Origin of the sequence: Pedobacter sp. HDW13 (genome assembly GCF_011303555.1) — a bacterium.
Taxonomy (GTDB): Bacteria; Bacteroidota; Bacteroidia; order Sphingobacteriales; family Sphingobacteriaceae; genus Pedobacter.
This window is the reverse complement of record NZ_CP049868.1, coordinates 1,745,716-1,764,236: the sequence shown is the minus strand read 5'-3', so window position 1 is coordinate 1,764,236 and position 18,521 is coordinate 1,745,716. Positions and strand designations below refer to the sequence as shown.

Annotated in this window: 16 protein-coding genes; 8 read left to right on the top strand and 8 right to left on the bottom strand. The window is 39.2% G+C overall.

Going from position 1 to position 18,521, the window contains the following annotated elements; all coding sequences use genetic code 11:
* Nucleotides 1-36: 36 nt before the first annotated feature.
* Complete coding sequence (locus G7074_RS07295; protein WP_124562713.1) at nucleotides 37-621, bottom strand: RNA polymerase sigma factor; 585 nt, start codon at nucleotides 619-621, stop codon at nucleotides 37-39.
* Nucleotides 622-860: 239 nt separating this feature from the next.
* Nucleotides 861-1,484: an HAD family hydrolase gene (locus tag G7074_RS07290; protein WP_124562712.1), complete on the bottom strand. Its 624-nt coding sequence runs from the start codon at nucleotides 1,482-1,484 to the stop codon at nucleotides 861-863.
* Nucleotides 1,485-1,574: 90 nt separating this feature from the next.
* Between G7074_RS07290 and G7074_RS07285 the strand changes: the two genes are divergently transcribed.
* The 6 genes from G7074_RS07285 to G7074_RS27065 all read left to right on the top strand — a co-directional run bounded on the left by G7074_RS07285 (nucleotide 1,575) and on the right by G7074_RS27065 (nucleotide 5,208).
* Nucleotides 1,575-1,802 (top strand): YtxH domain-containing protein, encoded by a 228-nt coding sequence (locus G7074_RS07285; protein ID WP_124562711.1) that lies wholly within the window; start codon nucleotides 1,575-1,577, stop codon nucleotides 1,800-1,802.
* Between the two features lie 62 nt (nucleotides 1,803-1,864).
* Entirely contained in the window at nucleotides 1,865-3,265 is a 1,401-nt protein-coding gene (locus tag G7074_RS07280; RefSeq protein WP_166207665.1) for an MBL fold metallo-hydrolase RNA specificity domain-containing protein, read from the top strand.
* Between the two features lie 190 nt (nucleotides 3,266-3,455).
* Complete coding sequence (locus G7074_RS07275) at nucleotides 3,456-4,142, top strand: bifunctional 2-polyprenyl-6-hydroxyphenol methylase/3-demethylubiquinol 3-O-methyltransferase UbiG (RefSeq protein WP_124562727.1); 687 nt, start codon at nucleotides 3,456-3,458, stop codon at nucleotides 4,140-4,142.
* Between the two features lie 63 nt (nucleotides 4,143-4,205).
* Nucleotides 4,206-4,394: a hypothetical protein gene (locus G7074_RS27075; protein WP_240916495.1), complete on the top strand. Its 189-nt coding sequence runs from the start codon at nucleotides 4,206-4,208 to the stop codon at nucleotides 4,392-4,394.
* Nucleotides 4,388-5,062, top strand: a complete 675-nt coding sequence (locus G7074_RS27070; RefSeq protein WP_370526641.1) for an MsnO8 family LLM class oxidoreductase — start codon at nucleotides 4,388-4,390, stop codon at nucleotides 5,060-5,062. The genes G7074_RS27075 and G7074_RS27070 overlap by 7 nt, the downstream gene beginning before the upstream one ends.
* Nucleotides 5,059-5,208, top strand: a complete 150-nt coding sequence (locus G7074_RS27065) for a hypothetical protein (RefSeq protein WP_240916494.1) — start codon at nucleotides 5,059-5,061, stop codon at nucleotides 5,206-5,208. Before G7074_RS27070 ends, G7074_RS27065 begins: the two co-directional genes overlap by 4 nt.
* Before the next feature lie 61 nt (nucleotides 5,209-5,269).
* Here G7074_RS27065 and G7074_RS07265 read toward each other — a convergent pair whose 3' ends face one another.
* The 6 genes from G7074_RS07265 to G7074_RS07240 form a co-directional block, all read right to left on the bottom strand.
* Entirely contained in the window at nucleotides 5,270-6,346 is a 1,077-nt protein-coding gene (locus G7074_RS07265; RefSeq protein ID WP_166207662.1) for a DUF5694 domain-containing protein, read from the bottom strand.
* A 173-nt stretch (nucleotides 6,347-6,519) separates the two neighbouring features.
* Nucleotides 6,520-7,662: a M28 family metallopeptidase gene (locus G7074_RS07260; protein WP_124562730.1), complete on the bottom strand. Its 1,143-nt coding sequence runs from the start codon at nucleotides 7,660-7,662 to the stop codon at nucleotides 6,520-6,522.
* A 213-nt stretch (nucleotides 7,663-7,875) separates the two neighbouring features.
* Complete coding sequence (locus G7074_RS07255) at nucleotides 7,876-8,814, bottom strand: DUF6607 family protein (protein ID WP_166207659.1); 939 nt, start codon at nucleotides 8,812-8,814, stop codon at nucleotides 7,876-7,878.
* Between the two features lies 1 nt (nucleotide 8,815).
* Nucleotides 8,816-10,039, bottom strand: a complete 1,224-nt coding sequence (locus G7074_RS07250; protein WP_166207656.1) for a PepSY domain-containing protein — start codon at nucleotides 10,037-10,039, stop codon at nucleotides 8,816-8,818.
* 73 nt (nucleotides 10,040-10,112) lie between these two features.
* Entirely contained in the window at nucleotides 10,113-10,823 is a 711-nt protein-coding gene (locus tag G7074_RS07245; RefSeq protein ID WP_166207653.1) for a DUF4198 domain-containing protein, read from the bottom strand.
* Between the two features lie 59 nt (nucleotides 10,824-10,882).
* A complete protein-coding gene (locus G7074_RS07240) occupies nucleotides 10,883-13,309 on the bottom strand; it encodes a TonB-dependent receptor (RefSeq protein ID WP_166207650.1) in 2,427 nt (808 codons plus the stop codon).
* Nucleotides 13,310-13,802: 493 nt separating this feature from the next.
* Here G7074_RS07240 and G7074_RS07235 point away from each other — a divergent pair, with 493 nt between their 5' ends.
* The gene (locus tag G7074_RS07235; protein WP_166207647.1) at nucleotides 13,803-16,982 is read left to right on the top strand and encodes a SusC/RagA family TonB-linked outer membrane protein; all 3,180 of its coding nucleotides are present in this window, start codon (nucleotides 13,803-13,805) and stop codon (nucleotides 16,980-16,982) included.
* 10 nt (nucleotides 16,983-16,992) lie between these two features.
* Nucleotides 16,993-18,510: a RagB/SusD family nutrient uptake outer membrane protein gene (locus G7074_RS07230; protein WP_166207644.1), complete on the top strand. Its 1,518-nt coding sequence runs from the start codon at nucleotides 16,993-16,995 to the stop codon at nucleotides 18,508-18,510.
* The last annotated feature ends 11 nt before the right edge of the window (nucleotides 18,511-18,521 follow it).

Genomic DNA, 18,521 nt, shown 5'->3' with positions numbered 1-18,521 from the left:
AAAAAAGTAAAAAAAAATAAGCTTGAAAAAAGGGGCTTAATTCATGCTTAGAATAACAGAAATAGTTATGGCAGTATGTAATTTTAGAAACTTTGATACCGATTTGGTTGCCCATTGCTGGTATTTTTTAACAGATTCAATAGATATCCCCATTTCTCCTGCAATTTCCCGGCTCTTTAACCCCTGCTGGCGAAGCTGCAGCACTCTTTGTTGAGATGGAGGTAATTCTGCAATTGCTTTGATGAGAATATTCTGGTATTCCTGGTCTACATTAAAAGTTTCTTCACCTTCATTAAGGTTTAATACTTCTTCTGCATACAACTGGCTATGTTTTTTATCTTTAACCATTTGACGGATGGCACTTATGGCATAATTCCGTGTTAAAATAAAAAGATAAGAGGTAAACCTGTCCAGTTTAGGTAATGTTGCTCTGTTTTCCCATACTTTCAAAAATACATCTTGTACAATCTCTTCACAGATCTCCACCGATTCAAGCAAGGTGTAAATATATTTGATTAAAGGACCATGGTATGCACGAAACAATTCGGCAAATGCAATTCCATCGCCTTTTGCTATTTCCAAAAGCAAATCTTTTTCATTCGGAAGAGGTTTAATCGCCATTTTTTAGTTTCGCTGTGAGATAAAACTAAGTATTTTTAATTAAGTGCAAAAAATAAATTTGAGCTAAGATGCTAATAATCTACCATGCTGTAGTGCTAAATTTAGTTGTAAACTTTTTTTAGGCTGATTAAATATCTAAACCCTTCAGCATATTGTATAGAAAACATCAAGAAGAGTAACGGTTTTGGTTAATGTTAAAGATTAGAATATTGTTAGGCTTTTTGTAATAAGTCATCGTGTTATTGCCCTGCTGCAGCCGGCAACTTACTCAAATCAACACCCCTGAAAGTACTTGTTGCGTCGGAATGCAGATTTTCAGGGTCGAGCAGAAAAGTATCGATCCCCAGCTCCAAACCAAATTTAATTTCCGATTCGGCATCATCGCCAATAATTAAAATATCTTCTTTATTTAGTTGATGCTGATCAATCAATTTTTCAAAAGCCTCTTTTTTATTGCTTACCGATACATCAACAACATATACAGTTTCAAAGTCGGCAGCAATACCCAACATTTTTACTTTTGAGTTTTGTTGCTTCGTAAAACCTGCAGTTACAATAAATTTTCTGCCGTTTAAATTTTTGATGTAAGGATATTCATTGCTGGGTTTTAAGGGTTGAGTTACTTCCCTGTTCCGCAAATATGCCAGTACATTGGGCATTGCTTCTTCTCTGAAACCATATTTTTTAGCTACTTTTTGAAAAGGTATGCGCAGCATTTCCTGTTTAGCCAACGCAAAGGCTTCATTACTAATTCCCAGATCCTGCTGTTCTAAAAAATAGTACAATTCGCCCATTAACTGTTCTTCGTTCGGTTTGGTAAAATAAATGGTATTATCTAAATCGATAAAGAATATGCTTTTCATTGTGGATTGGTTTTTGTTTGAAACGCTGTAGATTAAAAAAATTAAAACACCTTTTCATTAAATATGTTTAATAAGTAAATCACTAATATCATGAAAAAAGAGACAAAAATTATAGTAGGCGTTTTAGCCGGAGCAGCATTAGGGGCAACCATCGCATTGGCATTATCATCAGATTCGACCAGCGATCTTAAAGGCAAGGTATCAGACTTTTTCGCCGATCTTTTAGATGCCTCAAAAGATAAACTGGCAGGTCTGGCAGATAAAGCCACAGGCGCTGCCGATAAGGTTAAAGATAAAATAGCAGAAATAAATGCTTAAAGAATTGGAAGTGCCGGAAATATCCGGCATTTTTATTCTTGTATAATCTAACCACCACCTAAATGAAAATTGCCTTTCATGGTGCTGCCCGTACAGTTACAGGGAGTAAGCATCTTATTACCTTAAAAAATAACACCCAAATACTACTAGATTGTGGCCTTTTCCAGGGAATGGGACAGGTTACCGATAAATTGAACGATTATTTTGGTTTCGATGCCAAAAAGATTACCTACATGATCTTATCGCATGCGCATATTGATCATTGCGGATTATTGCCCAAATTGGTTGCTGAAGGTTTTAGCGGAAAGATTTTTTGCACCTCGGCTACGATGGATCTTGCCCGTATTTTGATGATGGATTCGGCTAAAATACAGGAGCAGGATGCTGAATTTGCCAATCGCCACCTGCGCCATGGTGAAGAAATGGAAGAAGCGCTTTATACCGAAGATGATGTAGTGCAAACGGTAAGCCAGATGAAAATTGTGGAGTACGAAGAGGATTTTGAAATTGAACCTGGGATCCGTTTAAAATTTACCGATGCCGGTCATATTTTAGGTAGCGCTGCTGTGCATTTAACCATTACTGAAGATGGAAAGCCAACCCGAATTACCTTTTCGGGCGATGTGGGGCGTTATGGCGATTTGCTTTTAAAAAGTCCGCAACAGTTTGATCAAGCCGATTACATTTTAATGGAATCTACCTATGGCGATTCGTTGCACAAAGATCTCGATCCGATTGAAAACATGTTGCTGGAAATCATTAACAATACCTGTAATATTAAAAAGGGAAAGGTTATTATTCCGGCTTTTGCCGTAGGGCGCACCCAGGAGCTACTTTATGCTTTAAACGGTTTAGAGCTAAAAGGTAAATTGCCCAATGTGCCCTATTATGTAGATAGTCCGCTCTCGTCAAAAGCAACTGAAATTCTGAAAAACCATCCCGAAGTATATAACAACGGGGTTAAAGAAACACTAAAAATCGATCATGATGTTTTTGCATTTAAAAGTTTGCGCTTTGTTGAAAGCGTAGAAGAATCGAAAGCTTTAAATGAAGATGCCAGACCATGCGTAATTATTTCTGCCTCGGGTATGGCTGAGGCGGGGCGTGTAAAACACCACATTCGCAACAATATTGGCAATGCTAAAAATACCATTTTAATGGTGGGTTATTGCGAGCCAAACTCTCTGGGTGGGAAGTTAATTGCCGGCCAAAAGGTGGTAGATATTTTTAGAGATAAGTACGAAGTTAAAGCCGAAGTACGCGCCATAAAATCCATGAGTGCCCATGGCGATTATGAAGATTTGTTACGTTTCTTATCTGCTCAGGACCCTGCAAAAGTGAAACAATTGTTTTTGGTACATGGAGAATACGAGGTGCAGCAGCATTTCGCCTCCCGGTTAAAAGATCATGGCTTTAAGCATGTAGCCATACCAGAATATCATCAGGAATTTGTTTTAGGTTGAGAGTTGTCACCTTTCTAACGAACTGGTTATTAAAGTTGACAACTCTTTACGTTGGTCTGGATTTGTAATCCAGACCTTGGCTAAAGGATTCTTAAGGTTGGGCTTTTAAATCCCGACTAACTTGCGCAGCTAAACTGCCATACTTCGCTTTTTGCTTTAGTCTTTCAGCTTTCCTCCATATCTTTGCCGCATGGATGTTTTTGGTAAAGCACTTACTGATATTTACAGAAACGGCGAAGCCGATACGCTGTGGTTGCACAACTCTTATGGCGAACCCGAAGAAATGCCATTAGAATTTTTCTTTCGCGATGATGAAGATATGCCGGTTTTAGAACTGCAGGCCCTACACATGTGTACCGGCAAGGTTTTGGATATCGGAGCAGGAGTGGGGAGCCACGCCTTATTGTTGCAGGCCTTTAACATCGATGTTACTGCTATCGATATTTCTGAAGCTGCAGTAAATATTATGAAAGACCGTGGTGTGAGAAAAGCACAGGTGCATGATATTTTTACCTACCAGGAAAAATTCGATACCATTTTAATGTTGATGAACGGTATTGGCCTTACAGGTACATTGCCTGGCTTTAAAGATTTTTTGAACAAGATCAAAGATTTGCTTAATCCCGGCGGACAGGTCATTTTCGATTCATCGGATATTGCTTACCTGTACGAAGATATGCCTAAGCCCCAAAATCAGTATTACGGCGAGGTTTCTTACCAGTACGAGTACAAAGGAGAAAAGGGCAACTGGTTTAACTGGATTTACGTGGATGAAGAAACCATTAAATCGGTAGCTAAAGAAACGGGTTGGGACTGCGCAATTATTTTTGATGATGGCGAAGATCAGTATTTGGTCAAATTGACGCTGGCGCAATAATTTTAAAGTCATAAAGCCTTTCCTGTTCATTAATTGAATCGATGGTCTGCTACATTTGTTGAAATGAGCAGTACTAAAATTAAATTAAGCGTTTTAGATCAGTCGCCGGTGCGCAAAGGTGTTACCGCACGTAGGGCAATTGAAGAAACTACCTTGCTTGCACAAGAAACCGAGCGACTGGGCTACCATCGTTTTTGGGTTTCGGAGCATCACAATACTACTAGTTTAGCTGGTTCTACCCCGAAATTTTAATTGCCCACCTGGCAAATCATACCAAAACCCTGCGTATAGGTTCGGGTGGTATTATGTTGCCCAATCACAGTGCGTTGAAAGTTGCAGAAAGCTTCCGTTTACTCGAAGTGATGCATCCAAACCGCATCGATCTGGGAATGGGTAGGGCACCCGGTACCGATCGTATTACAGCTTCGATGTTAAATCCATCTAACAATTGGAGCGAGCAGGATTTTATGGAGCAATTACGTGATTTACAGCATTACCTGCACGATACTTCGGATGGTGGAATTCAGGCTAAGATAAAGGCAATTCCGATTTCGGAAACTGTACCTGCGCAGTGGCTGTTAAGTAGCAGCGGACAAAGTGCAGTGTTTGCCTCTCATTTTGGTCTCGGCTTTTCATTTGCCCATTTCATTAATCCACATGGCGGACCTCAGGCTGTTCAATACTACCGCGATCATTTTAAACCTTCGGTTGATTTGGCCAGACCGGTTGATAATGTTGCATTTTTTGTTTTCTGCTCAGAAGATGAAGAGAAAGTTAGGCAGCAGGAAGCTTTAATGAGTCATCGCTTTTTGCAATTGGAAAAAGGAGGAGGCTTAACTTCCACCGGTTGGGAAGATATTAAACATATAACCTATACTGCTGCGGAACAGGAACGGATAAATGCAAATAAACCCGAATGATTTATGGAACGCCTGATGTGATTAAGGAGAGACTTAGTAAACTCGCTGCTGATTATGATGTAGATGAATTGATGGCTGTTACCATTACCGAACATTTCGAAGACCGGATAAAATCTTATCAGTTACTGGCTGAAATGTTTTTATGATAAATCTTACTGTAGGTGTCAGATATTGCTATCTGACACGCTTTAGGTCTATTTAACTACGCTAATGCAAATCATTGTAATTAATGATTTTAACATCCGGGTTTTTAACTAAAATTTCTTCCATCCATTTGCGGTGTGATGCACCAACGCCAACTACAACACGTTTGGCTTTTTTTGTTTTTGCCTGTTCGATAATGTTTTTGCACATGCCTTCATTTCTTAAGGTCCATTGTGCAATCATTGCTTTAACGCTTTCTGTCGGGAAACCCGCGTAGCCGTAAAAATGGGGGCCACCATAAAAATTCCAGGCTTCATCCAACACGCCATATTTTGTTGTATTCATTCCTGCATACGCATCAGCATTAAAAGCTTTTTCTTCTTCGGGTGTATAGCTCCAGTAAGCTTCTATGGCTTTCATTGTTGCCCCTTCTGGTGAGCTACTATCGGCTTTGGCTTTTTTGATCAATATTTGAGATAATGAATCTGTTTCGGCCCAGGCTATGCTCCATGGTTTATCGTAAGTTTGGCAATCCATATTGTAAATTTGATCTTGTTTTAACTGATAAATTAACGGAAAATAGATTTTGGCATACTCACTGCCTGTGCGGTAAAAGCCAAACTTTTTTAGCGAGTCAGTACCTCCGAACATTTTGTTATACGCGGCCTGCTCTTCTTTGCCGAAGCTGTTTTTCATATAGTTTTCCAGTACAAAAATCTGATAGTCTGCATTGCCGCGGTCCCAGTTTTTGGCATAATTAACCGCAAGGTTCATGCGGGTTTTATGGTAGTAGGCAAATGATGCAAGCGCCTTCTTATCTTTTTTAATCTGGGTAGATAGATTTTTGACATTTTCGGGGTTGCGTTTTTCCAGATAATTGTGTCCTTTATCAAAGGCTTTTCTTGCCCAGTTATCGGCTTCCAGTTTGGCGTAATCGCTTTTTGGTAGATATTCGCCAAAAACCATATCAGGTTTAAAGTTTTTCAACTTATCAATAATCAGCTGAAAGTTTTGGGTCGATTTGGAATTGTCGTGGGCAGAACCTACAATTACAATTTCGATCTGATTTTGGGCATTTGATTTAACTGAAACACCAATTAAAAGGAATAATGCCAGGCTAAATTTTGTTATAATTTTCATCGTGAACCGGGTTTGTGTTTTTGTTGGTTCAAAGATGCGTAGTGCTGCTTAGCGGTGCTATTTAATTATCCCAAAGGCTTATAATATTATCCCAACGCAAAAATTGGATAGCGGGCTGCTTGTAGCCGGAAATAAAAGGTTGGAATAAAGAACTGAGGCTTTGATCCTGAAAATCAGTTTCGCATCAGTTTTTGATTAAACCCGACAATTAATTTAAACAGATCATTGTATTCGGTAAGAGGCAGGTTTTCGGCTACATCAAACACATCGTGATAGGCCGCAGGCCCACCCTGGGTGTAGATAAAGAATGCAGGTACCCCACTTTCGGTAAAGAAATAATGATCGCTGTTGGCTGCTTTGCCGCGAGGGTTAATTTTGCTAATGTAATGGTGTTCGTTATTGATTTTATTCAGGTCGGCGAATGCTTTTGGGTAAACGCTGGCATTTACTACGGTCATTCCGCTTACTCCGGTTCCTACCAGGTCTAAATTGATCAGAAATTTGATTTTGGATAAAGCTACCAGCGGGTTTTCTACAAAATACCGCGACCCCAGCAATCCGGCTTCTTCGGCAGCGAAACAGATAAAGCCAATGCTATAAGGCTGTGGATTTGCAGCGTAATACTTAGCTAAACTTAATAGTGTTGCCACACCGGCTGCATTATCATTAGCACCGGGGAAATAGGTGTCTGCACCCATACCTCCTAAATGATCGTAATGGGCAGTAATGATTAAAAGCGAATCGGGATATTGGGTTCCTTTTACCAGACCGCATACATTGGTTGCAGTAAAGCTTTCGATAAACTGGTTTTCAATGTCAACATCAATTTCTTTGGGTAGCGTGCTAATGCTTTTTTTGTTAAGCTGAATGGTAGTGGTAGCGGCTACTTCGGTTGCTACAGACCAGGTGAGTTTATCTTTCAGCACGAGTTGCAGTGCCGGACTAGCTTCATATTTAACACTATCTATCTTTTTCAATACAGCCCGTTGCTTAAGGCCTTTACTTTCGTTGTTCACAATAAAATCTTTGCCCGGAATTAGTTTCTTACCGTTAATTTCGACCAGCATTTTACCAGGAAAAGTATTTACAGGGAAACTAAAAAATTGCTGATAATTGGTTCCCATAGGTAACAGGCCAATTTTCTTGTAGCTTTCAGCAAGGTAAGTGGCCGCTTTTTTCATCCCATTTTTAGTATAACCCCTGCCCCAAAATTGCTTAGCGGTAAGCGTATTAATTACATTGCGGGTATAAGTAGAATCTTGTGAGAAGCCTTTAAGAGCAAAGCATAAGAAGATAAGAAAGCCAAATTTTTTCATGCCGGAATTTAGTAAAATAAACTAATTGTTGATCGCTGGTCGGGATTTGTAATCCCGGCCTTCCAATAATTCATCTGGTGGATCACAAATCCATAATTCATCAAATCGGGATTGCAAATCCCGACTAACATTGAAATCGCTAACAAAAAAATGGTTGATGGTTAACCGCATCGCGATTCACCATCAACCATTAGCGATAAAAAACAATCCGTTTTACTTAGCCAGATATGGCTGTAAGGCTGTTTTTACTTTTTCTTTATTTTGGGCAGCGGTCCATTTTTCTTTAACGGACTGATCTCCTAAATTGAAAAGTGTTTCATAAAGTAATTTGCCATTGGCCATGGTTTTTACTTTAAAGGTATCGCCTGATCCGATAATATCGGCCCAAACACCGCGTACATCGGCCCAATAAGTTTGCTGGCTTGCCCACCATTTTTGTGCATAAGCAAATGTTTTAGGATCTATTTTGGTAAATTCTTCATAACCTTTTTCAACAGCCAGTAATTTATCGCCTTGCGGCGTGCGCACAACTTTTTTATTGTCTTGTTCAAATATCCATCCATCTTTGGTAATGGTAATTCTGCTTCCTCGGGTTAATACGTTATAGTCTTTACGTACGGTCGATTCTCTTCTGGGTAGGGGCGAATCGGTTTCGCTCGACCATGAATCGTGGCCACCAACATGGCTCCAGGTTCCGAAACCCTGATAACGTGGGCTATCATCTACCTGATACACTTTTTGCGTCCATTTTCCTCTTACATCAGCTGCGGTGAAACTACCTTTTTTCCAGGCATTATCTTGCGTGTAAAGCAAAACATTCGGGTCTTCATAAGTCCAGTCCTGGCGCCAGTGTTTAATTACCGTAGTATCGTTAATAGCAAGCATGTGCTGAATTACAATTCTTTTAGGCTCATCTACAATGATTTCTGCCCACTCACTTCCGTGGCTTTCGTAAGGTTTGCTGAATTTGTAATTTGGATCCGGAGCAGTTACTTCGCCGTAATTGAAATTCACTTCGTAAAAACCAGCTAAAGATTTGATTGCTTTTCTATCTTTTTCGAGTTTTTCTTCCGGCGAATCAACTTTTGTTTGCGCATTGGTGTTAAGGGTAATCATACTGCTTAACACCAAAATTAGGTTTAAGATTTTCATTTTATAATAAATTAGAGGTGTGCTTGTTTTCCGCAACTGCGGGATTTTTCTTCTTTTTCTTTTTGCCCCACCAGATAATAAATCCGGTTATAGGCAGGCTGGCTGCAATAAGACTTGCAAAAAATGCCATAATTTTTCCGGGCAGACCTAAAATGGCACCCACATGGATATCGTAGTTCATTCCAATCAATGCTTCGCCTGCATTTTTTTCAGTCTGATTTTTACGGGCAAGCAATTTACCCGTGTACTGATCGAACAACAACACATCAAAATTCCAGTACGTTTCTGTTCCCCTGTATCCCGTGGCATATATTGGCGTTGTTCCGCCTTCTGCCGGCGACATGCCAATGCGATCGGCACCTTTGAAAGTATTTTTAGCCGTTTCAAAAGCTACATCAAAAGGGATAGCTGAAATTGTTTTGGTCGAATCTGATTTGGCCTCGGGTTGTTTAGGCGGAGTGGTGCTTCTTGCAGCTACTACATATACGGTTGATTGAAACCATTGAAAAGCCCATACCAGGCCAGTTAAGGCCAGCATCAGGCAAATAATCATCACATAAAAGCCCAGTACATTGTGCACATCGTAATTAATCCGCTTAAATTTAGCCTTCCACTTAATCTTAAAACTCTTGTCGAAATTTGATTTTTTGAGGTTTTTAGGCCACCACATAATCATGCCTGAGATCAAGAGAAAAACAAAAATGATGGTAGACCAGCCAATAATTTGCTGCCCGATGGGGTGATTAATAAGGAAGCTCCAGTGAAGCATTTTGATGATGCCAAAGAACTCATATTTGTGATCGGCAACCAAAGTAACCTTTCCGGTATATGGGTTAATGAGGGCCAGATCGTAATAATCTATCGAATCGAAATACCAGAAAGCGTCTGGATTACCAGCTTTATAAGTGCCAAACTCCCAGGCCCTGTCGGGCTCGGCATAAGTGGATAAGAAAGTGATTTTTTTCTTGCCGCCCAGTTCTTTTTCGGCAGTTGCTGTTAATGTACTTAAGGCAATGGTTTTTCTGTTAGCAGGTACCTCAACAAACACCTCTTTTCGGTGAATGAATTCGGTAATCTCTTTTTGGAAAGCGAAAATACAACCAGTAATACCCAGGTGGAAAACCACCAGGCCAGAGGCAATACCCAACCACAGGTGTAACCAATCGCTAATCCGTCTCAGTCGCGATTTATTTGTTTTTTTCTGTATTGGTTTTGTTAGCGCCATTAAGCTTTGTTTAATGAAAGAACCAATTGACAGATTAAAGTCAATTGGTTAAATTGTTTTTTGATAAAATGCCTTAGTTTGCCTGAGTGGTGTAGGTAACCAGGTGCCAGATTTTATCGTAATCTTTTCCGTTTAGTTTCCCCGGGGTTTTATCTTCGGTAAACGCCTCCAGGAAATAATTTCCTTTGGCGGCAGGTTTAAAAGTAAACTTACCTTCCGCATCAGTTTCGGTAGGCTGTGATTTTTTATCCGGACCCACCACTGTTAATTTCTTGTTTGCAAAAGGTGCTTTGTTGTAAATCACCTGGTGTATGGCCGTTTCTCCTGCTTTCAATGCATGTTTATCTGGTCTGATGGTTAAGGCAGCGTCAGCCGGAAAGGTGGTATTTATTTTCAGGGTACTTACTGCAACATCGGCAAAAGCATAATATTCGATTTTTGCTTTTTCGTAAACAGCAGCAACTTCATGCACAACAGAAAGTTTGTAAGTGCCATCCTGATCGGGTGTAAAGCTGGCTTTGTAAAAAAGTACATCAGGCGAAGCGGTTAAAACTTTAGTGCTACCATTTGGAGCTGTTAGAACCAGTTTAAAATCTTTAAGGTTACTGAACCATTTGGCTGCCGAATCGGGCTCACCGCTTTCGTATTCGCCAAAGAAAATTTTCACTTCCTGTGCCTGGCCTTTTTTGCCTGTAGCCGATGTTTCTATCCATAAAGCATGTGCAAAAGCGCCAGAGATACTGAAGGCCAGAAAAAATAATAATATTGAGATTTTAGTTTTCATGTTTTCGGTTTTTAAACCATGCGGTACTGATCTGATCCAGTATCGCATGGTATGATGGATTAAAATTTATAGGTTACACTACCCGTAAAAGTTCTGAGATCTTGTGGGTTCATGGTGCTGTAGCCTGTCCAGTACTTTTGATTAGTAAAGTTGTCGACTTTGACACCGATTCTAAATCTGCTGTGATCGTAGAATACCGAGGCGTTGTAAACCTTATAAGCCGGTAAAATAAATACCCCTTGACTTACACTATTTACAATTTTGTTATCACTGGCGTAGTTACCACCTGCACCCAGGCCAAGGCCTCTTAACGAACCCGACAAGAATTTATAGCTTACCCATAAATTTGCCGAGTAAGGTGCGGCTGAGTAAGCATCTCTTCTGCCTTCAACATCAGGCGATGCATTTTCTAAATGGTTATCGTTATAGGCAAAGCCTGCGATAATATTTAAGCCGTTTACCGGGTTTGCAATAACTTCGGCTTCTATACCTTTGCTGATTTTGTTACCATCCTGAATCTGGGCATTTGGATTTGTTGGATCTAAATTATAACCCCTGACAATATCTTTCACTTTGATGTAGTAGTAAGATACCGATCCGGTTATTTTGCCGTTAAAAGCATTGGCTTTAATACCACCTTCAATCTGGTTAGCTTGTTCTGCTTTAAAGGCATCCCCTTTGTAATCTATACCATTGATGTTATTAAAACCATTTTGGTAGTTGGCAAATAATGATAACTGATCTTTAACCGGTTGAAATACCAAACCGAATTTTGGCGAGAAAACAGTTTGCTTGTAAGCGCCTTTCGGTGCCGAACCTGCACGGTCAGAATTGCCTTTGTTGTCAAAACGATCAACCCTTAAAGCTGCAAGGGCAATTAACCTGTCGGTTAAGTTAATTACATCTGATGCGTAAGCACTATAGGTGTTGGATTTGAAGTTAACCGGATATTTAGAATAAGGGTTTGCCGCGTAAAACGCCGCTAAATTAGCCTCAGTAAAATTGTTGTAATTGGCACCTGTTCCGTTTTTGTTGGTAATATCGAAGGTGTCTATCGAGTAAAACAACTGATCGGAATTTTGGCGTAAATAATCTAGGCCAAGTACAACGCGGTTTTTAACTGAACCTAAGTTAAATGTACCGTTAAAGTTTTGTTGTACTTCATAAGTGAAGATTTTACTGTTGTCGGTTGATTGATCTGCTCTCGATAAATTATCGGCACCGGGAGCTGCTGCAGGATTGAAGAAACTGTTTGGAACAAGAAAAAGATAAGTGCCACGACCATTTGAAAAGCTATAATTGCTCGAAAAACTAGTGTGTGAAGACCAATTGTCGTTAAACTTATAGTTGGCCTGACCAAAGAAATTCGAACTGTTGTATTTTTGTTTCATGGCATCGCCGGTGAACGATTTATCGTAAGGAATACCAGATTGATCGGCCCTGTCAAAACCCAGTTGTGCAACCGGGAAATAGAAGAAAACAAATGGTTTTAAAGTGTTTTTACCATTGGCAATTTCAGCATCAAAAACGAAGTCTAATTTGTCGTTTACTTTATACGACAAGCTTGGCGCGATAAAGAAGCCTTTGTCAAAAACATTTTCCTGAAAAGAACCCTTGTAATTATAAGAAGTATTGATACGGGCATAAATATGGTTGGCTTTATCAACAGGGAAATTAAAATCGGTACTAACCCGGTTAAAATCGTAAGTGCCGGTTGAATAACTTACTGAGCCTCCCGTTCCTTCAAAAGGTTTTTTGGTGATGCGGTTAATTAAACCACCGTACGAAGTTAATGTACTGCCAAATAAAGTAGCCGATGGACCTTTAATAAATTCTACACTTTCTAAGTTGGCAACGTCGTTGCGGCCGGTAACGTTGCCCGCAATACCATTTCTTAACTTGGCCTGTACAATAAAGCCTCTCGATGCATAATAAGCACCACCATCGCCACCACGACCTGTAGATTCCCACATTTTTTGAACACCTGTAGCATTACGGGTCGCATCATCAACTGAAAACACAAGCTGGTCGGCCATAGTTTCTTTGGTAATGGTAGTATAAACCTGTGGGTTTTCTAAATTGTTAAGTGACATTTTAGAAATGTATTCGCTCTTTTTAGCGATATATTTATTTACACCCTGGTTAATGTTTACCTCGCTCAACTGATTTGAATTTTGGCTGATTACCACGTCTACTATTTTGTTTTCGCCTGCCTGGATGGTAATGGTTTTTTCTAAATTTTGCATACCAACCGCCGATACCCTTAAAATGTAAGTACCCGGTTTAACACGTAAAATTTCATATAAGCCTTTATCATTGGTAACGTTCCCTAAGCCCTTGCCTTTTAAACCTACTGAAATGTAAGCCGCAGGCTTACCATCTGAAGTGGTAATGGTACCTTTTAAAGTTCCTGATTGCTGTGCAAAAGCAAGGGTATTGATTAAGAGCATCACTGCGGTTAATACAAATAGTCTGATTTTATTCATTTTATTATTTTAAGAATATGTTTCATGCGAATTAAAATGGAAGCGCATGCTGGTTTTTTGTTCTTTAAAATTTATTTGGATTAATTCTAAAGAGACGCAAAATAACGGCAGAAATTTGGATTATCCAAATTATTTTGAATTATTCTAAATAGCGGGGCGGCGCATTATGCATACTTGCCAAATTCAGGTAGAATATTTAGGAAAAAGAAGATAGTTTAACGTTTTAGTTTATGATTTATTCAATAGTTATTTTTTGAAGTTAACATTTACTCCAGAATTGCGTATGAATAATGGTTATTGAATCAAAAAAGTGCCATGTAGCTTGATGTAATCTGCTTTTTACGTTGTGATTGCTGCTTTTTTCGGAATTAAATATCGTGTGATTGGAATTGTTTGGGTTAAAATATGGTTTTTCTTAGTTAAAAAATAGTTGAACCCTAATTAAAATTACCGATACTTTTACTTGTAATCAAACCTAACTAACTAATCATCAATGGAAAAAACTTCTACAAGACATTGCTATGTTAAATTTTTAGCGGCCACATTTTTTTATTTATTAATTCCCTGGCTGGCTTTTGCCCAAAAAACAATAAAAGGAACGGTTTTAGATCAGAATGATAAACCAATACCAGGGGTATCTATTTTGGAGAAGGGGACAAAAAACGGGACTTCGACTAATGCTGAAGGGAAATTCACATTGGCTGTACAGAGCGATAAAGCTGTGCTGGTTGCCAGGATAGTTGGCTTCGTTACCGCGGAAAAAACAATTACTGCAAGCGGTACCATAAACTTTTCTCTGCAGGATGACAATAAGATGCTAGATGAGGTAGTACTCATTGGTTATCAGAAAATAACCAGAAAAAAATCAACAGCCGCTATTTCCAGTATTTCAGGAAAAGAACTTGCCAATTTGCCTTCGCCAAGTTTCGACCAGCTGCTACAGGGTAGACTTGCCGGTATAAATGTTCAGAACTTTAGTGGTCAGCCTGGTGTAGCGCCAACCGTGTCGGTTCGTGGTAACTCTACAGGTAGCACCAGTTACGACCAGGTTAATACGGTAAGATCGCCACTATATGTGGTAGATGGGGTACCTCAGGCTTCTGAGGATTTTGTTCCACCAGGAACAGGTACCGGCACCAACTATTTGGCGGGTATAAATCCGAACGATATCGAATCAATTGATGTATTAAAAGATGCATCTGCTGCGGCCATTTATGGTTCGAGAGCGGCCAATGGCGTAATATTAATTACAACAAAAAAAGGAGTAAGTGGCGACACTAAAATTAATATAAGTAGCTATGTAGGTTTTTCGCAGCGGCCTGATTTGCGTGAAGCTACCATTGGCGCTACTGAACGCAGACAAAAAATGGAGGTTTTGCAAAGGCAACTCACTTACGACCAGAGAAGACAACTGCCTTATTTGCTTACTGATAGCTTGAATCCGGTATTTAATGGAAATACCGACTGGCAGGATCTGTTCTATCGTTTGGCTAAAATAAACGATAACAACATCAGTTTAACCGGTGGTTCGGATAATGGAATGACTTACCGCTTTAGCGGTGGCTATTACAATGAGCAGGGGATCGTAAAAGGTACAGGCGTTAAACGCTATAGTACCAGAATCAACTTATCAACAAAAGCACTTAATAAAAAATTGACGATCAATCCTCAATTTTATTATTCAAGAACTGATAGAGGCAGGGGTGGCGAAGATCCCAACAACTCATCAAATCCCACCAGGCTTGGTGCGGGCAATTTACCTTCGTCACTGATCAATCTTTCGCCAGAAAAACTCGAATATTATGTAAGCCCAAATAGCGAAAACATAGACCGTAATATCAGTAACCAGTTTGGTATCAACCTTAATTTAAGTTATGAGTTTAATAAACATTTTACGCTAAACTCCCAATCATCATATACATCAGATAATCAACGAAGAGATGGTAGTTTTAGTAGCTTGTTAAACAATGGATTGGGAAATAGCGCCAGCAGTTTTTCTTCAAGCGGAATAGGATTAAGAGCTTCTAATTATTTAAATTATAGCGGTTCACTGGGTAAACATACATTTAATGTTTTAGCAGGGCAAGATATAGAATATAATCAGTACGAAAATACACAAGCTGCTGGCTTTGGTGGTCCTTCTGATAATATAACAGTTGTGACTGGTTTTCAGCAGGCTAACATTTTTGCCTCATCACAATACCGTGGCCATGGATTAATTGCATATTACAGCCGTTTTAGCTATGATTATGCCGATAAATACTTATTATCTGGCTCGATAAGGACTGATGGCTCATCGGGCTTTGGTGAAAACAACAAATATGGTTTTTTCCCGTCAGTATCTGTTGGTTGGATCTTGTCTGAAGAAAATTTCATGAAAAACATGACCAATAATCCATTTAGCCTCATTAAAATCAGGGGTAGTTATGGTGTTACAGGTAACGAAAATCTAAATAATGCCTACGTCCAATACAATAAATATCTGGTTAATAATGGTATTTTTGATGGTAATGGCGGCGCATCCTCTTACAATGGTGTTACGGCTATCACACCTAATTTTAATAATGGTGTAGCCCAAAAGAATTTGAGCTGGGAAAAATCTACACAGTGGAATATTGGTACGGATTTAGAAATTCAAAATGGGAAGTATGCCATTACCTTTGATGTTTATAATAAAGAAGTAAAGGATAAGTTATTTAACGTTGATTTGCCGGTTACCTCGGGTTACGATGTGGCTTTTACCAATGCTTTTTCAGTACGTAACTCAGGTTTGGAGCTTACTTTTAACGGTACCCTGATCAGCAAGCCATTTAAGTGGTATACTTCATTTAATATTTCTTATAATAAGAACCAGATTATGAGCTTGCCTAATGGTGGCCGCGATATCATTTTGAGAGGTGATCGGTTTGATAAAACCCATATTCTATCAGTGGGTAGCCCACTTAATGCATTTTACCTTTACCGAACCAAGGGTGTATTTTCAAGAACCGGAGATATTCCACAAAATCCATTTACCGGCGAACGTTACCGGAACAGTAACGGCACTTTTAACGAAGGAGATTTTTACCTGGCCGATTTAGATGGCGATTATTTTGTAGATATTTTTAATGATGGTATTAATCCGGACAAACAGCCAATTGGCGATCCGAATCCTCGTTTTACAGGTGGTTGGACCAATAATTTTAGCTACAAAAATTTCTCATTGAGTGTTTTTGCAACATTTACCTTTAAAAGAGATGTGCTAAACTTGTTCGATTCAGACCGTTTTGCAAATTCTCAGGATGGGAATGCAATCTACCAATTTGCCAGCTTCTCTACGCCTGATTTGGATAAATTAAATATTTGGAGAAATCCGGGTGATAACGCAGAGTATGCTAAATACGATTTGGGTACTTACCGTTATTATTATACAGGTGCACAAACGTTTTTCTTAGAAAAGGGAGGGTATTTAAGGATAAAAAATATTACGCTGGGGTACGATTTAGGTGCCAAAACCCTTAGTAAGTGGGGGCTTAGTCAGTTTAAAGTGTTTGCTATGATCGATAATGTGCACATGTTCCAGCAATCAAAAAAATTGCCAGATGCAGAGGCTGTAAACGGATATGGTGAGTATATCGGAACGGGATATCCAATCCCGAAAAAATATACTTTAGGTCTTCAGGTTCAATTTTAATACTACTAAGATGAAAAATATAATAACAAAACTCAGTATATTAAGTACTGTAATCATTATTTTAAGTACCAGTGCTTGTAAAAAGCTACTTTACGAAGAGCCTAAAGATGCGCCATACGAGCAAACTTTCTGGAAAACGGCTAAAGATGCAAGAGGTGCTATGGCTGGTAATTATGCCTTGTTCCGCAATGCCATTACCAACAAAAATAACCGCTACTACATGTATGGCGATGCCATTGCTAAAAACTACTTTACCATGCAGTATACCGGCGATGGGCTGGAGGGGATACAAAACGGCGATTTCACCTTTCAATACAACTTAAACACATTGGCTAATTACACACTTTATTATAAAAGTATAGCCATGTCTAATCTCATATTACAGAAAGCAGCAGGTATGACAGATGCGCAATTATCTACAGAAGATGATGCTACCGAATTTAGAAATAACATTTTAGGTCAGGCTTATTTTTTAAGGGCCTTAAGTTATTTTATGATGGTACGCGTTTGGGGTGATGTGCCAATTGTTACCGAATCTTATGAAGATCCGCTTAATGCACCTCAATTACCCAGAAAACCAAGAGCAGAGGTAATGAAACTGGTAGAGGATGACTGTCATAAGGCCATTAATTTGTTGGGTTGGACCTATAGCAATACTGGCGATGCGAAAGTGACGGCTAATAAAGGATCTGCTTATGCACTGTTAGCCCATTTATATTTGTGGCGGGCAACTATGTCTGATGTCTCCACAGATGCGCCAAATATGGTAGATGTAAACAGTGCCGATACAACTATTAATACCTTGATTAGTCGCGGTGGTTATACCTTAACCGATACAGCCAATTATAAAAACACATTTATAGGACGCTCTTCGGAAGGTATTTTTGAGATTAATATTAGCGAAAATACGCTTGAGGGATCGGCAAGTTCGGTAGGTGCAGAATTTTTAAACGGAAGCTACATTAATGGTTTTGGTAATAACCCCAGGTTTTATGTCGTGCCAAGGTATATCAATGATCATTTTTACACGGATACCGACATCAGGTTAAAAAAGGGTTTTGATTTTACACTGCCCGAAAAACCAATGTGTATTAAATACAGCAATGTAACTTACCGAAATCCGGGACAAAAATTAAACCCTTATTTAAGCAATAACATTATCATATTCAGATTAGGGGATATGCAGTTACTAAAAGCAGAAATTGCACTTTACAAAGGCGATGCAGCTACTGCAACTACAATTATCAATAACTTTAGAAAAAGAAATGATCCTTCCCCTGTTCTGGTAGACAATGGCTTATCGGTAAGTGATGTAATGGACGAATATATTATAGAGCGTGGAAGGGAAATGTTTTTGGAAGGACATTTATTTTATGATTTGCTGCGGACCAGAAGATATGGCTTTATTGTAGACTGGCTTCCTGAAGCAAGATTTAGAAAAGAAGGCTTTTATTGGCCTTTAGATCCTGCTTTGTTTAGGAACAATCCTTATCTGAAACAAACTACCTATTGGTTGGGTAAAGTATAAATAAATTTAAT

Excerpts from the sequence above, each read along its gene's own strand:
- G7074_RS07290 (WP_124562712.1), bottom strand. The coding sequence starts at position 1,484 with ATGAAAAGCATATTCTTTATCGATTTAGATAATACCATTTATTTTACC.
- G7074_RS07255 (WP_166207659.1), bottom strand. The coding sequence starts at position 8,814 with ATGAAAATCTTAAACCTAATTTTGGTGTTAAGCAGTATGATTACCCTT.
- G7074_RS07230 (WP_166207644.1), top strand. The coding sequence starts at position 16,993 with ATGAAAAATATAATAACAAAACTCAGTATATTAAGTACTGTAATCATT.
- G7074_RS07260 (WP_124562730.1), bottom strand. The coding sequence starts at position 7,662 with ATGAAAAAATTTGGCTTTCTTATCTTCTTATGCTTTGCTCTTAAAGGC.
- G7074_RS07245 (WP_166207653.1), bottom strand. The coding sequence starts at position 10,823 with ATGAAAACTAAAATCTCAATATTATTATTTTTTCTGGCCTTCAGTATC.
- G7074_RS07240 (WP_166207650.1), bottom strand. The coding sequence starts at position 13,309 with ATGAATAAAATCAGACTATTTGTATTAACCGCAGTGATGCTCTTAATC.
- G7074_RS07250 (WP_166207656.1), bottom strand. The coding sequence starts at position 10,039 with ATGGCGCTAACAAAACCAATACAGAAAAAAACAAATAAATCGCGACTG.
- G7074_RS07295 (WP_124562713.1), bottom strand. The coding sequence starts at position 621 with ATGGCGATTAAACCTCTTCCGAATGAAAAAGATTTGCTTTTGGAAATA.
- G7074_RS07285 (WP_124562711.1), top strand. The coding sequence starts at position 1,575 with ATGAAAAAAGAGACAAAAATTATAGTAGGCGTTTTAGCCGGAGCAGCA.
- G7074_RS07235 (WP_166207647.1), top strand. The coding sequence starts at position 13,803 with ATGGAAAAAACTTCTACAAGACATTGCTATGTTAAATTTTTAGCGGCC.
- G7074_RS07280 (WP_166207665.1), top strand. The coding sequence starts at position 1,865 with ATGAAAATTGCCTTTCATGGTGCTGCCCGTACAGTTACAGGGAGTAAG.
- G7074_RS27075 (WP_240916495.1), top strand. The coding sequence starts at position 4,206 with ATGAGCAGTACTAAAATTAAATTAAGCGTTTTAGATCAGTCGCCGGTG.
- G7074_RS07265 (WP_166207662.1), bottom strand. The coding sequence starts at position 6,346 with ATGAAAATTATAACAAAATTTAGCCTGGCATTATTCCTTTTAATTGGT.
- G7074_RS07275 (WP_124562727.1), top strand. The coding sequence starts at position 3,456 with ATGGATGTTTTTGGTAAAGCACTTACTGATATTTACAGAAACGGCGAA.
- G7074_RS27065 (WP_240916494.1), top strand. The coding sequence starts at position 5,059 with ATGATTTATGGAACGCCTGATGTGATTAAGGAGAGACTTAGTAAACTC.